Here is a 14,203-nt window from a genome sequence, read left to right on the forward strand (position 1 = left end):
GAGTTATTTGACGGCTCCGCCGATGGCGCCGGCGGCGATGTACTTCTGCGCGGCGACCAGCAGCACGATGGCCGGGATCGCCGAGAGCACCGCGGTCGCCATCACCGCGTTCCAGTTCTGCACCTGGGTGCCGAGGTACTGGTAGATCCCGAGCGTCACCGGCCGCACGCCGCCCTTGGTGGTCAGCGTCAGCGCGAACAGGAAGTCGCTCCAGGAGAAGAGGAAACTGAACAGTCCCGCGGTGATCAGCGAGTTCTTGCTGATCGGCAGCACGATCGCCACGAACGCGCGGAACAGCCCGGCGCCGTCCACCCGCGCGGCCTCCACCAGCGACGGCGGCAGCGAGAGCATGAACGAGCGCAGGATCAGGATCGCGAACGGGATCCCGCTGCTGCAGTTGGCCACGATCAGGCCCGGGATCGAGTTCAGCAGCCCGAGCCGCTCGTACGCCGTGTAGAGCGCGTTGGCGATCACGATGCCCGGGATCATCTGCGAGATCAGGATCGCCAGCAGCCCGACCGACACCCAGCGGGACCGGAACTGCGAGAGCGCATACGCGCACGGGGTCGCGATCGCCAGGCTGAGCACCACGGTGCCGGCCGCGATGATCATGCTGGTGACCAGGTTGCCGCCCTGCTCGCTGAGCGCCCGCCGGTAGCCGGCGAACGTCGGGTCCAGCGGCAGGAAGCCGGCGGTCAGGGTGTTGCCGGACTGCTGCAGGGACGCGTTCACCATCCAGTAGACGGGGAACAGCATGACGCACAGGATCAGTACGCCGATCACGGTGTGGACACCGCGACGGACGGTCGAGTCGGTCATCGTCGTACCCCTTCCTACTCGTCGACGGCGCGCCGGGTGCTGCGCAGGTAGAAGATCGCGAACAGGAACGAGATCGCGATCAGGATGTTGCTCAGGGCCGCGCCCTCGCCGAACTTGAAGTCGATGAACGACCGCTCGTACGACTGGGTCGCCAGCGTCTGGGTGGCGTTGGCCGGACCGCCGCCGGTGAGGCCGAGGATGATGTCCAGCACCTTGATCGTGTAGACCACGCCGAGCATCAGCAGCACGCTCGCCACCGCCCGCAGGTTCGGCCAGGTGATGTACCAGAACGCCCGCCAGCCGGTGGCGCCGTCCAGCTGTCCCGCCTCGTACAGCTCGTCCGGGATCTCGCTCAGGCCGGAGTACAGCAGCGTCACGTTGAACGGGATGCCGATCCAGATGTTCACCCCGATCACCGCGATCAGCGCGACCGACGGCGAGTTCAGCCACGGCACCGGGCTGTCGATGATGCCGAGCCCGGTCAGCGTGCGGTTCAGGATGCCGCTGTCCTGCTCGAGGATCGACCGCCAGGTCGCGCTGGACACGATCAGCGGCAGCAACCACGGCAGCAGGAGCAATGAGCGCAGTACGCCGCTGAGCGGGAAGCGCCGGTGGAAGAACAGCGCCAGCCCGAGCCCGATGACGAACTGGAACGCGATCGACCCGATGGTGAACAGTGCCGTGTTGACCATCGCCTGCGAGAACAGGTTGTCGGTCACCACCGTGGTGTAGTTCTTCAGCCCCACCCACGGCGCGTCCCCGGTGAAGAAGGTCCGCAGGCCGTAGTCCTGCAGGCTCATCATGAGGTTCTTCACCACCGGGTAGCCGAACAGCGCCACCATCGCCAGCGCGGCCGGCAGCACGAACAGGACCTTGGTCAGGTCCTCACCCCGGTGGCGCCGGCCCCGGAGCCTGCGAACAGGCTCCGGGCCGGACGTCTGCGTCGTACGCGTCAAGGTCGCGTGCGCCATCGCGATCAGCCGCCGGAGGCCTGCTTGAAGGCGTCCTGCGCCGAGGCCTTACCGGTCAGCGCCAGCTGGATGGCCTGGTAGATCACCTTGGCGGCCTCCGGCCACTTGTCGCCCAGCTTGCCGGTCCGGGACCGGGCGGTCTTGACCTGCTCGGTGAAGGCCTTCATCGACGGCACTTCCTTGACGTACTGGTCGAGCAGCGCGGTCTTGGTCGGGATGGTGAACCGGGCCTTCGCCCAGGCCAGCTCGTTCTCGTCCGAGTTCAGGCACTTCACGAAGTCGGCGGCCTTCTGCTGCTTGGCCTGGTCCTTGTTCAGCGGGACGGTCCAGGCCTCGCCACCGAGCGGGGCGACCGGGGTCTGATCCGGCTTGTTCAGCGGGAACGTGACCACCTCCCACTTCACGTTCGGGGTCTTCTCCAGCGACGGGATCTGCCACGGCCCGTTCACCATCATCGCGGCCTTGCCCGCCACGAACTGGTCCTTCACGTCGCCCTGGGTCCAGTTGATCACGCTCTTCGACGCCGACCCCGACTGGACGAGATCCACCCACAACTGCAGGGCTTCGGAGACCTGCGGGCTGGTCAGGTCGGTCTCGTCGCCGCCGTTGGTCCACATCGCCGGCAGGAACTGCCACGAACCCTCGTACGTCGCGTTGGCGTTGAAGGCCATGCCGTAACGGCCGGGCTTGGTCAGCTTCTTGGCCGCGGCCTTCAGCTCGTCCCAGGTCTTCGGGGGCTGGACGCCGGCCTCCTGCAGCATCTGCGTGTTGTAGAACAGCGCGATCGTGTTCGTCACCGGCGCCAGTCCGTAGAGCTTGCCGTCGTACGACGTCGCGTCGACCATGCCCTGAATGACTCCGTCCCCAGTCAGGCCCATGTCGTTCAGCGGCGCCAGTGCACCGGTCGCGGCGATCTGCTGCACGTCCGGGTTGTCCAGCATCAGGACGTCCGGCAGCGTCTTCGACGACGCCTGCTGCAGCACCTTCTGGATCAAGGTGTCACCAGGCACCGTCTCCCGCTGAATGGTGATGCCGAGCTTGCTCGCGCACGCATCGAGGCCCTTCTGGACCAGCGACTTGTCCGGGTCGTTGTTGTAGTAGTCCAGAATCGTGAGGCTCTTGACGGTGTCGCCGGACGAGGCCGAGGACTGGTCGCCGCCGTTGTCACCACAGGCGGCCAGCACGAGCGACAGGGCCGTCGCACCCGCCAGCGCAGCGGTGATCCGCTGACTGATCATGACTTGCGCTCCTTCGGAGGGGATGGTCGGAGGCCACTCCGGATGCGTTGATCAAAACGCTTAACCGCAGGCCGCCGATTGTGGGCCGTTCACTTGTGGGATTTTCGGTAAACCGCTTAACTGAGGTGTCCAAGGACTATGTTCCTTGGGTCACACCGGTGTCAATAGCTCAGAGGGGACCGAGTCGAATGGTGACCATGAAGGACGTCGCCCAGCGCGCCGGTGTGTCGATCGCGACCGTGTCCTTCCTGCTGAACGACACCAAGCCGGTGACGGCGGCCACCCGGGAGCGGATCGAGAAGGCGATGGCCGACCTCGGCTACCGCCGCAACGTGGTCGCCCGGGCGCTGGCCAGCCGGCGGACGCACATCATCGCGATGGCGTACCCGGCGCTGGACCACAAGTTCGGCTTCTCGGCCGCGGAGTTCTTCACCAGTGCCGCCGACGCGGCGCGCGAGCAGGACTACCACCTGGTCCTCTGGCCGGTCGGCAACGACGGCACCGAGCTGACCGAGCTGCTCGGCCAGGGCCTGGTCGACGGCGTCGTGCTGATGGAGGTCCAGCTGGACGATCCCCGCGTCACGGTCCTGCAGGAGGCGGGGATGCCGTTCGCGCTGATCGGGCGGACCAGCACGCTCGAAGGGCTGTCCCACGTCGACATCGACTTCGACCGGACCGTCGAGGATGCGGTCGAGTACCTCTACGGCCTCGGGCACCGGCGGCTGACGCTGATCTCGGGCAACCTCAACGACCCGCTGTTCAGCACCTACGGCCCGTACGTCCGATCCGAAGCGGCGTATCGCCGGGTCGCCGCGGAGTACGGCCTGGAGACCGTCGTACTGGAAAGCTCCGGTTCCACGATGGCCGGCCAGGAGGCGATGGCTCGCCTGATGCGCGACCATCCGGACACGACCGCCGTACTGATCGTCAACGAGTTCGCCGCGCTCGGCGCGGTCGCCGGCCTGCACCGCCTCGGGCGCCGGGTCCCGGAGGACATCTCGGTGCTGCCGTTGCTGATGGCGCCCGAGATGGCTGCCCTCACCAACCCCGAGCTCACCATCATGCGCACCCCCGGCCCCGAGCTCGGCCACCTCGGCACCGAAGCCCTCATCCGCCAGCTGGAAGGCGCCGACCCCCTGCCGCCTCAGCTGGTCCCCGCCAAGCTCCACCCCGGCGCCACGACGGCCCCACCGCCCAGCTAGGCCGCCGCTCGGCGCTCGCTACACAGCGTCTCCACACCTCTCTCCTCCTATGTCTTTTCAGGTCCTGCCTCGCGCCCGAGGCGACTACGTAACGTCAGTTAGTAGTTTGCCCTTGACCCGCTGTGGTGGTGTGGGTAACTTTCGCGTCGCGGGGGAGCGCCTGTAATTCAATAACCTGTAGGGGGTCTGTCATGTCCGCCTTGCGCCGATCGAGCCTCGCCGGCCTGGCCTTCGCAACCGCGATGGCCGGGGTCGGAGTCTCCACCGCCGCCAGCGCTCCACCACCCGACCCGATCGGGAACGACCAGGCCGCCCAGCTCGGCCGCACCATCCAGCGGATGTCGCTGGAGGAGAAGGTCGGGCAGATGTTCGTGCTGTTCGCCTACGGGCCGAACGCCAACCAGCCCGACGCCCGCAACACCAGCCTGTACGGCGTCGCCACGCCGGCCGAGGTGGTCGCCAAGTACAAGCCGGGCGGCTGGATCTACTTCAACGCCCGCGGCAACGTGGTGAACCCGACGCAACTGGCGACCTACTCGAACCAGCTCCAGCAGACCGCCACCAGCGTGGGACTGCGGGTCCCGCTGACGATCGCGACCGACCAGGAGCAGGGCGTCGTGGTCCGGATCGGCCCGCCGGCCACCCAGTTCGGCGGCAACATGGCGCACGGCGCGACCCGGAACACCGCCGACGCGCGGACCGCCGCCGGCATCACCGGCCGCGAGCTGAAGGCGATGGGCATCCGGCAGGACTACGCCCCGGTCGCCGACGTGAACGTGAACGCGCTCAACCCGGTGATCGGCGTCCGCTCGTTCTCCAGCGACCCGACACTGGTCTCGGACATGACCGTCGCGCAGGTGCAGGGCTATCAGCGCGACGCCGGCATCATGGCGACCGCGAAGCACTTCCCGGGCCACGGGGACACCCGCGACGACAGCCACAACTCGCTGCCGACGATCAACCACACCCTGGAGGAATGGAACACGATCGACGCGCCGCCGTTCAAGGCCGCGATCAAGGCCGGCATCGACTCGATCATGACCGCGCACATCGTGGTCCCGGCGCTCGACCCGTCCGGCGACCCGGCGACGCTCAGCAAGCCGATCCTGACCGGCGTCCTGCGCGAGCAGCTCGGGTTCAAGGGCCTGATCATCACCGACGCGCTCGAGATGGCCGCCGTCCGCCAGCAGTACGGCGACGCCGAGGTCGCGGTCCGCGCGATCGAGGCCGGCGCGGACCAGCTGCTGCTGCCGCCGGCGCCGGACCTGCAGTTCAACGCGGTCCTCGACGCGGTCCGTTCGGGCCGGATCAGCGAGAAGCGGATCGACGAGAGCATGCTGCGGATCCTGCTGATGAAGCTGAAGAACGGCGTCCTGTTCGACCCGTATGTCGACCCAGCCCAGATCCCGGCCAAGGTCGGCACTCCGGCCAGCCTGGCGACGGCGCAGACGATCGTCGACAAGAGCGTCACGCTGGTCAAGAACGACGCGAACGCCGTACCGCTCAGCTCCGACCCGCGGAAGATCCTGGTCACCGGGTGGGGCGTGAGCACGACACAGTCGCTGGCCAACAGCCTTGCCACACGTGGAGCCACGACAACGGTCGCGCAGACCGGCGCGGCGCCGTCGGACGCGGCGATCGCGGATGCCGTGGCCAAGGCTCAGCAGAACGACGTCACCGTCGTACTGACGATGAAGGCCTGGGACACCACGGTCACGGACAAGCTGGCCAAGCAGCAGAAGCTGGTGAAGGACCTGCTCGCCACTGGCAAGACGGTGATCGTGGTCGCCGTACGCGATCCCTACGACATCGCGTACTTCGACGCGGCGCCGACGTACCTGGCCACCTACGGGTACGCAGCGGTGTCGATGGAGTCGCTCGCCAAGGCGCTGTACGGCGAGATCAAGCCGACCGGCAAGCTGCCCGTCGACATCCCGGTCGCCGGTGACCCGGCGACGCCGCTCTACCCCTTCGGCCACGGACTGACCTGGTGACGATGGAGTTCACCCGCCGCCAAACCCTCGGCCTCGCCGCAGCCGCGGTCGCCGGCACGACTGTTGCCGGCACCGCGACCGCGCACGCGGGCAGCGACCGCTGGGTCCGCGAGACGTTGCGCCGGATGACACTGGAGCAGAAGGTCGGCCAGCTGTTCGTCTGCTACGCCTACGGGCCGACAGCGGACACGGTCGACCCGCGCAACACCAGCCTGTACGGCGTCGCCACGCCGGCCGAGGTGGTCCGCAAGTACCACCTCGGCGGGGTGATCTACTTCGCCTGGACGGACTCGACCAAGGACCCGCAGCAGATCGCCCGGCTCTCCAACGGCCTGCAGAGCGCGTCGATCGGCAGCACCGGGATCCCGCTGCAGATCAGCACCGACCAGGAGTACGGTGTGGTGTTCCGCGTCGGACCGCCCGCGACACAGTTCCCGGGCGCGATGGCGCTGGGCGCGACGCGGTCCGGGCAGTTCGCCCGGCTGGCGGCCGGGATCGGCGGCCGGGAGTTGCGTGCGGTCGGTGTCACCACCGACTTCGCGCCGGTCGCCGACGTCAACGTGAACCCGCTGAACCCGGTGATCGGGGTCCGCTCGTTCTCGTCCGACCCCGGGCTGGTCGCCGAGCTCACCGCCGAACAGGTGAAGGGCTACCAGCGCGACGGCCGGATCGTGTCGACCGCGAAGCACTTCCCCGGTCACGGTGACACCCGGGACGACAGCCACACCTCGCTGCCGACGATCAACCACACCGTCGAGGAGTGGAACACGATCGACGCGCCGCCGTTCCGGGCCGCGATCCGGGCCGGGATCGACTCGATCATGACCGCGCACATCGTGGTTCCGTCGCTGGACGCGTCCGGCGACCCGGCCACGCTGAGCCGGCCGATCCTGACCGGGATCCTGCGCGAGCAACTGCGCTTCGACGGCGTCGTGATCACCGACTCGCTCGGCATGAAGGGCGTCCGGGACAAGTACGGCGACGCGGAGATTCCACTGCGGGCGCTCGAGGCCGGTGTCGACCAGCTGCTGATGCCGGTCAACCCCGAGCTGGCGTTCAACTCGGTGATCGGCGCCGTCCACGCCGGCCGGATCAGCGAGGAGCGGATCGACCAGAGTGTCGAGCGAATCCTGAAGCTCAAGCTGAAGACCGGAGTCGTGGATCGCCCGTATGTCGATCTGGCGCAGGTCGCGAAGGTGGTCGGCACGCCGTCGAACTACGCCGCCGCGCAGCGGATCGCCGACCGCAGCACGACGCTGCTGAAGAACGACGCGGGCATGGTGCCGCTGTCACCGGCGCCGCGGAAGATCCTGGTCGCCGGATACAGCCCGACGGCCCTCGGGACTGCGCTCCAGGGCCGCGGCGCGACGGTGACCGTCAAGGACACCGGCTCGACGCCGACCGATGCCCGGATCGACGAGGCGGTGGCGGCGTCCGCGGCTGCCGACCTCACCGTCGTACTGACGATGAAGGCCTGGGACACCACCGTCACCGACAAGCAGGCCAAGCAGCAGAAGCTCGTCAACACGCTGCTCGCGACCGGGCGGCCGGTGATCGTGGTCGCCGTACGGGATCCGTACGACGTCGCGTACTTCCCCACGGCCAAAACCACGCTGGCCACCTACGGGTACGCGGCGGCGTCGATGGAGGCGCTGGCCAAGGTCCTGTACGGCGAGCTCGCGCCGACCGGGAAGCTTCCGGTCGCGATCCCGGCGCAGCCTGACCCGGAGCAGACCCTGCACCCGTTCGGGCACGGGCTCACCTTCGACCCGCGCGACACCCGGCTGACCGTTGCCTCGTACAACATTCATGCCGGCGCCGGGTCGGACAACGTGTTCGACCTGGACCGGACCGCGCAGGCGCTGAAGGCGCTCGACGCCGACGTGATCGGCCTGCAGGAGGTCGACGTGCACTGGGGTGCGCGCAGCGAGTGGCTGGACACCCTGGCCGAGCTCGCGACCAAGCTCGGGATGTTCTCCGGATTCGCGCCGATCTACGACCTCGACCCGCCCGCGGCCGGCCAGCCACGCCGGCAGTACGGCGTCGGCGTCCTGTCCCGCTTCCCGCTGGTCCGGATCGAGAACCACCCGATCACCCGGCTCTCGACGCAGGACCCGAACCCGGTGCCGGCCCTGGCGCCCGGCTTCCTGGAGGCCGAGCTCGACGTCCGCGGCCGCCGGGTGCACGTGTACTCCACGCACCTGGACTACCGCGCCGACCCGTCGGTCCGGCAGGCCCAGGTCGCCGACACGATGAAGATCCTGGCGCGCGACCGGCGGAAGGACCTGCAGATCCTGACCGGTGACCTCAACGCCGAGGCAGACGCTCCCGAGCTCGCCGGGCTGTGGACACGCCTGACCGACTGCTGGACGGCGGCCGCCTCGACGGCCGGCGGCCCCAGCACCTACCCGGCGGTCGATCCGGTGAAGCGGATCGACTTCGTCACCGTCGGCGCGGGGCTCCGCGTCCGGCACGCCGTCGTACCCCCCGAACAAGCGGCCAGTGACCACCGCCCCGTGGTGGCCGACCTGTTGTTCCGCCCGTAATGCCTTTGCCTGAAGGAGAAGACCGATGAAGCGCCGCAGTTTGCTCGCGGGCGCCGGTGCCCTGGCCGCCGCCCCCATGATCGACGTACCGGCGGCCCAGGCCGGCCCGACGCCCACCAGGCGCAAGACGATGACGGGTGCGGAGGTGCTCGCCGCCGACGGCTGGCGCGCGCTGGCCGGCCAGAAGGTCGGCGTGATCAGCAACCCGACCGGCATCCTGCCCGACCTCAGTCACATCGTCGACACGATGCACGCCTCGGGGCAGGTTAACGTGGTCGCGGTCTTCGGCCCCGAGCACGGCTTCCGCGGGTCCGCGCAGGCCGGCGGGTCCGAGGGCGACCACGTCGACCCGCGCACCGGGATCATGGTCTACGACGCGTACGGCGCGACCGCGACCAAGCTCGCCGACCTCTACACCAAGTCCGGCGTGGAGACGGTCGTCTTCGACATTCAGGACGTCGGCGCCCGGTTCTACACCTACATCTGGACCATGTACGAGGCGATGATCGCGGCCACCCGGACCGGCGCGAAGTTCGTCGTGCTGGACCGGCCGAACCCGGTCGGCGGGTACGCGCGCGGCCCGATGCTCAAGCCCGGGTTCACCTCCGGCGTGGGCAAGGAGGAGATCATCCAGCAGCACGGGATGACCGTGGGCGAGCTGGCCCAGCTGTTCAACGCCGAGTACCTGCCGCTGGACGCCGACGGCAAGCGGCTGACGGAGCTCCAGGTCATCCAGGTGAAGAACTGGAAGCGGGACCAGCTGTACGACGACACCGGTCTGACCTGGGTGATGCCGAGCCCGAACATGCCGACCCCGGACACCGCGCTGCTCTACCCGGGCATGTGCCTGTTCGAGGCGACCAACATGTCCGAGGGGCGCGGTACGACGCGGCCGTTCGAGCTGATCGGGGCGCCGTACATCGACTACAAGTGGGCCCAGGAGCTGCAGAAGAAGGACATCCCCGGGGTCGCCTTCCGGGAGGCGTATTTCACGCCGTTCATCTCGAAGAACGCCAACGTGCTGTGCGGCGGCGTCCAGGTGCTGATCACCGACCCGCACAAGGTGGAGGCGATCACCGCCGCGACCCACATGATCGTGGAGGCGCGCAAGCTCTACCCCGGCTTCGCCTGGCGGACCGAGAACCCGCCCGGCCGCTGGATCGACCTGCTGACCGGGTCGGACCGGTTCCGGACCATGCTGACCGCGGGCGCCTCGGCCGAGGAGATCGTGGCGGCCTGGCAGCCCGAGACCGATGCGTGGACCGCGCGGCGGGAGCAGTACCTGCTCTACAAGGGAGCACACCGGTGAGACGTGTCCTCGGAATCGCGGTAGTCTCCACCGTGATGCTCGCCCTGACCACCCCGGCGGTTGCCAACGGCAACAGATCTGGCCGGTTCGACCGGCCGTATGACGGCTACGCACCGAAGACGACTCTCTTGCGCGAAACCACCCCGGCGAAGGCCGGTCTCGACCCCGCGCCGATCGACGCGGCGCTGGCCCAGGTGGACGCCTGGACCAGGCCGAACGGCACGGTCAAACCCCTGTACGCCGGCGCGGTCACGCTGCTCGGCCACGACGGCAGGATCGTCACCAAGACGGCCACCGGGATGGCGCTCAAGTACGCCGACGGCGCCGGAACCGAGCTGCCCGCGGACCAGCAGATCCCGATGCGCACCGACACGATCTTCGACATGGCGTCGGTCTCCAAGCTGTTCACCTCGATCGTGGTGATGCAGCAGGTGGAGAAGGGCAAGGTCGGGCTGGACACGCCGATCGCGTCGTACGTCCCGGAGTTCGCGGAGAACGGGAAGCAGGCGATCACGGTCCGGCAGGCGCTGACCCACACCACCGGGCTGCCGGCATGGCTGCCGTTGTGGAGCGCCCAGCCGGACCCGGCCTCGCGGATGCACATGGCGCTGACCGCGACCCCGACCAGCCCGGCGGGGACGAAGTACCTCTACAGCGACCTCAACCTGATTGCGCTGGGCGAGCTGGCGCACCGGGTGACCGGCAAGACGCTGGACAAGCTCGTTGCCGACGGCATCACCAAGCCGCTGCAGATGCGCGACACCGGCTACAACCCGGACGCCAAGAAGAAGCCGCGGATCGCGGCCACCGAGTTCCAGTCCGCGCCGCCGCGCGGGATGGTCTGGGGTTCGGTGCACGACGAGAACGCCTGGTCGCTGGACGGCGTCGCCGGTCACGCCGGGGTGTTCAGCACCGCGGACGACCTGGCGATTCTGGCCCAGACCTTCTTGAACGGCGGGAGCTACCGCGGCGCCCGGATCCTCAAGGAGTCCTCGGTGACCGCGATGATCACCAACTTCAACGGCGCCTTCCCGGGCAACGACCACGGACTCGGGTTCGAGCTCAACCAGCGCTGGTACATGAACGGCCTGTCCGGCCCGCGCACGGCCGGCCACACCGGGTACACCGGGACCTCGCTGGTGATCGACTTCGACTCGCGCTCGTTCGCGATCCTGCTGACCAACCGGGTGCACCCGAGCCGCAGCTGGGGCAGCAACAACCCGGCCCGGCGGGCCGTCGCGCAGGGGCTGGCGCTCGCGCTCGGCGTCGGGCCGCGGCACGGCAAGGACGCCTGGTTCTCGGGTACGACGGACGGCGCGACCACGACCCTTTCTGCGCAGGTCGCCGTACCGGAGGGTGGGGCGAAGCTGGCGTTCGACATGTTCGTGGACACCGAGGAGACCGACCTGCTGTACCTGGAGACCTCGGCGGACGGGACCACCTGGACGAAGGTGCCGTTCACCGTGCTGGACCGGGGATCGGTGATCGACCACGACGGCGCGATCAGCGGCTCCGGCGACCGGCACTGGCACCAGGTGTTCGCCGAGCTTGCGGCCGGTGAGCAGACGGTCCGGTGGCGTTACACCTCCGACGCGTTGTACCAGGGCCGGGGCGTGTACGTCGACGGTGTGAAGATCACGAGCCAGAGTGGTGTTCTTCTCGACGGAGAGCGAACGCCTGAGTCATTTACCGCCAACGGTTGGAGACTTTCGCGTCGGTGACACCACTGGGTGGTAAGTCGCCGTACCGTGCTGTCATGAACTCAGTTTCCTCTCCAGAACCCACGGGGCCGCTGCTGGTCCGGGTCCGCGCGGTGATGCCCGCGCTGGCGCCGGCCGAGCAGCGGGTGGCGAACGCGGTCCTCGCGGACCCGGGCGGAGTGGCGGCGATGACGATCTCCGAACTGGCCGAGGTGGCGTCCACCTCGGAGACCACGGTCATCCGGTTCTGCAAGCAGATCGGCGTCCCCGGCTACCCGCAGCTCCGCCTGCAGCTGGCGGCCCAGTCGGCGCAGGAGAGCGTCCGGCCCGAGGTCGGCGGCGACATCGAGCCCGGTGACTCGCTGGCGGACGTGATCAACAAGGTCGCGTTCGCCGACGAGCGGGCGGTCCGCGAGACCGCGCAGCAGGTCGACGTCGACGCCCTGGCCAAGGTCGTCGAGGCCGTCGTCAACGCGCCACGGGTGGACCTGTACGGCTTCGGGGCGAGCGCCTTCGTGGCGCTCGACCTGCAGCAGAAGCTGCACCGGATCCGCCGGGTCGCGTTCGCCTGGTCCGACGTCCACGTGGCGCTGCCCAGCGCGGCGCTGCTCGGCGACGGCGACGTGGCGATCGGCATCTCGCACACCGGTACGACGGTCGAGGTCGTCGAGGCGCTCGAGGAGGCGGCCAAGCACGGCGCCACCACGGTCGCGGTGACCAACTTCCCCCGCTCCCCGCTGGCCCGGACGGCGGACCTGGTGCTGACCACGGCCGCCCGTGAGACGACGTACCGCTCCGGAGCCATGTCGAGCCGGATCGCGCAGCTGACGGTGATCGACTGCCTGTTCATCGGGGTCGCCCAGCAGGTGCTGCCGGACGCCCGGAAGGCGCTCGAGGAGACCGCGAGCTCGGTGCGCGGCCACCGGCTCAAGGGCTCGGAGTGAGCACGTCAATCATTTCCGTCAACGATCAACAGAATTGAAAATCCTTCAGTAGGAAACTAACATCGGAGCTGTGACCACGCCGACGGAGCAGCGCAACCCCAGGACGCTCGCCATCGATGCGGTGGGCACGACCGAGATCCTCCGGATGGTGAACTCCGAGGACGCCCGGGTGGCCGGCGCCGTCGGTGTCGTCATCCCGGAACTGGCCCGTGCAGTGGACGCCGGAGTCGAGGCGGTCCGCAGCGGCGGCCGGGTCCACTACTTCGGCGCCGGCACCTCGGGCCGTCTGGCCGTCCTGGACGCGGCAGAGCTGCTCCCGACGTTCCACGCGCCCGAGGGCCTGGTGGTCGCCCACCACGCCGGCGGCATGGACGCGCTGCTCCGCGCGGTCGAGAACGTCGAGGACTCCGAGGAAGGCGGCGCGCTCGACGCGAGCACCGTCACCGCCGCGGACCTCGTCATCGGCCTCGCAGCTTCCGGGAGCACGCCGTACGTCGCCGGAGCGCTGAAGGCCGCGCGAGCGGTCGGGGCGACCACCGTCCTGGTCACCTCCAACCCCACCGCACCACTGGCGCCGCTGGCCGACATCGTGATCGCCGCCGACACCGGCCCCGAGGTGATCGCCGGCTCCACCCGGCTCAAGGCCGGCACCGCCCAGAAAATGATCCTGAACGCCTTCTCCACCACGCTCATGATCAAACTCGGCCGCACCTGGTCCAACCTGATGGTCGACCTCGTCGCCACCAACCAGAAACTCCGCGGCCGCATGCTCCGCATCCTCGCCGAAGCCACCGGCGCCGACCCCGAAGCCTGCGAGTCCGCCCTCGCCGAAGCCGACGGCGAACTCAAACCCGCCCTCGTACACCTCCTCACCGGCACCCCCATCCCCGCCGCGAGAGCCGCCCTGGAAGCCGCCCACGGCCGAGTGGCCACCGCCCTAACCACCTTGGGTGCCCCCGCCTAACACCGCCCAAGGACGCCGCTCCGCGGCGGCAGTCTTCTGGCGCCTCCGGCGCGGCGCGGACCGGCGTCCCGCGTGCTGTGGACGGCGCGATGGAGATGGGGTGGGTAGGTAGGAAGGACGCGCCTTCGACGGCGGCTGTCTTGTGGGCGGCTTCGGCGCGGGCGCCAACCGGTGTCACGCGTCCTGCGGAGCGCGATGGAGATGAAGTCCTGGCGGATAGGACACCGCTTCGCGGCGGCTGTTCCTCTGGCGCCTTCGGCGCGGCCGTCCATCGGTGCCACGCGTGCTGTGATCGCGCGGAACAACTGCGAGAGCTGCCAATCGGACACCGCTGCGCGGCGACAGTCCTTCTGGCGCCTCCGGCGCGGCCGCTTAGCGGTCTCACGGGTGCTGTGGATGGCGCGAGGCGGACTGTGGGGCGCGGCTCCGGGCTGCTTGATGGTGCTAGTCGTGGTGGTGTGCGTCAAGGGCGCCTTCGGCGTCCGCTGCGCGGATCTTCGACCCTTGACACACACC

10 protein-coding genes are annotated in these 14,203 nt (G+C 69.0%); 7 read left to right on the top strand and 3 right to left on the bottom strand.

The genetic code is table 11. The features are described from left to right. Window positions 1-3: 3 nt before the first annotated feature. The 3 genes from AB0H36_RS39740 to AB0H36_RS39750 are packed head-to-tail and all read right to left on the bottom strand — an operon-like array spanning window position 4 to window position 3,028. Window positions 4-819: a carbohydrate ABC transporter permease gene (locus tag AB0H36_RS39740; RefSeq protein WP_360535748.1), complete on the bottom strand. Its 816-nt coding sequence runs from the start codon at window positions 817-819 to the stop codon at window positions 4-6. A 14-nt stretch (window positions 820-833) separates the two neighbouring features. After that, window positions 834-1,790, bottom strand: coding sequence for a sugar ABC transporter permease (locus tag AB0H36_RS39745; RefSeq protein WP_360535750.1), 957 nt, complete (start codon window positions 1,788-1,790; stop codon window positions 834-836). Between the two features lie 5 nt (window positions 1,791-1,795). Further along, a complete protein-coding gene (locus AB0H36_RS39750; RefSeq protein WP_360535752.1) occupies window positions 1,796-3,028 on the bottom strand; it encodes an ABC transporter substrate-binding protein in 1,233 nt (410 codons plus the stop codon). A gap of 197 nt (window positions 3,029-3,225) precedes the next feature. Here AB0H36_RS39750 and AB0H36_RS39755 point away from each other — a divergent pair, with 197 nt between their 5' ends. The 7 genes from AB0H36_RS39755 to murQ all read left to right on the top strand — a co-directional run bounded on the left by AB0H36_RS39755 (window position 3,226) and on the right by murQ (window position 13,687). Then, window positions 3,226-4,230, top strand: coding sequence for a LacI family DNA-binding transcriptional regulator (locus AB0H36_RS39755; RefSeq protein WP_360535754.1), 1,005 nt, complete (start codon window positions 3,226-3,228; stop codon window positions 4,228-4,230). Window positions 4,231-4,421: 191 nt separating this feature from the next. Then, a complete protein-coding gene (locus tag AB0H36_RS39760; protein ID WP_360535756.1) occupies window positions 4,422-6,224 on the top strand; it encodes a glycoside hydrolase family 3 protein in 1,803 nt (600 codons plus the stop codon). 2 nt (window positions 6,225-6,226) lie between these two features. Further along, window positions 6,227-8,770: a glycoside hydrolase family 3 N-terminal domain-containing protein gene (locus AB0H36_RS39765; RefSeq protein ID WP_360535770.1), complete on the top strand. Its 2,544-nt coding sequence runs from the start codon at window positions 6,227-6,229 to the stop codon at window positions 8,768-8,770. 25 nt (window positions 8,771-8,795) lie between these two features. Next, on the top strand, window positions 8,796-10,079 hold the full coding sequence (locus AB0H36_RS39770) for a DUF1343 domain-containing protein (protein WP_360535758.1): 1,284 nt from the start codon (window positions 8,796-8,798) through the stop codon (window positions 10,077-10,079). Further along, window positions 10,076-11,800 (top strand): serine hydrolase, encoded by a 1,725-nt coding sequence (locus tag AB0H36_RS39775; RefSeq protein ID WP_360535760.1) that lies wholly within the window; start codon window positions 10,076-10,078, stop codon window positions 11,798-11,800. The genes AB0H36_RS39770 and AB0H36_RS39775 overlap by 4 nt, the downstream gene beginning before the upstream one ends. 35 nt (window positions 11,801-11,835) lie before the next feature. Further along, a complete protein-coding gene (locus AB0H36_RS39780; RefSeq protein WP_360535762.1) occupies window positions 11,836-12,723 on the top strand; it encodes a MurR/RpiR family transcriptional regulator in 888 nt (295 codons plus the stop codon). 70 nt (window positions 12,724-12,793) lie between these two features. Further along, window positions 12,794-13,687: an N-acetylmuramic acid 6-phosphate etherase gene (murQ, locus tag AB0H36_RS39785; RefSeq protein WP_360535764.1), complete on the top strand. Its 894-nt coding sequence runs from the start codon at window positions 12,794-12,796 to the stop codon at window positions 13,685-13,687. Window positions 13,688-14,203: the final 516 nt, after the last annotated feature.

Source organism: Kribbella sp. NPDC050820, assembly GCF_040653975.1.
Taxonomy (GTDB): Bacteria; Actinomycetota; Actinomycetes; order Propionibacteriales; family Kribbellaceae; genus Kribbella.

Bases quoted from the DNA above. Each gene is read 5' to 3' on its own strand.
- AB0H36_RS39770 (WP_360535758.1), top strand. From the start codon at position 8,796: ATGAAGCGCCGCAGTTTGCTCGCGGGCGCCGGTGCCCTGGCCGCCGCC.
- AB0H36_RS39780 (WP_360535762.1), top strand. From the start codon at position 11,836: ATGAACTCAGTTTCCTCTCCAGAACCCACGGGGCCGCTGCTGGTCCGG.
- AB0H36_RS39745 (WP_360535750.1), bottom strand. From the start codon at position 1,790: ATGGCGCACGCGACCTTGACGCGTACGACGCAGACGTCCGGCCCGGAG.
- AB0H36_RS39750 (WP_360535752.1), bottom strand. From the start codon at position 3,028: ATGATCAGTCAGCGGATCACCGCTGCGCTGGCGGGTGCGACGGCCCTG.
- AB0H36_RS39765 (WP_360535770.1), top strand. From the start codon at position 6,227: ATGGAGTTCACCCGCCGCCAAACCCTCGGCCTCGCCGCAGCCGCGGTC.
- AB0H36_RS39740 (WP_360535748.1), bottom strand. From the start codon at position 819: ATGACCGACTCGACCGTCCGTCGCGGTGTCCACACCGTGATCGGCGTA.
- AB0H36_RS39760 (WP_360535756.1), top strand. From the start codon at position 4,422: ATGTCCGCCTTGCGCCGATCGAGCCTCGCCGGCCTGGCCTTCGCAACC.
- AB0H36_RS39755 (WP_360535754.1), top strand. From the start codon at position 3,226: ATGAAGGACGTCGCCCAGCGCGCCGGTGTGTCGATCGCGACCGTGTCC.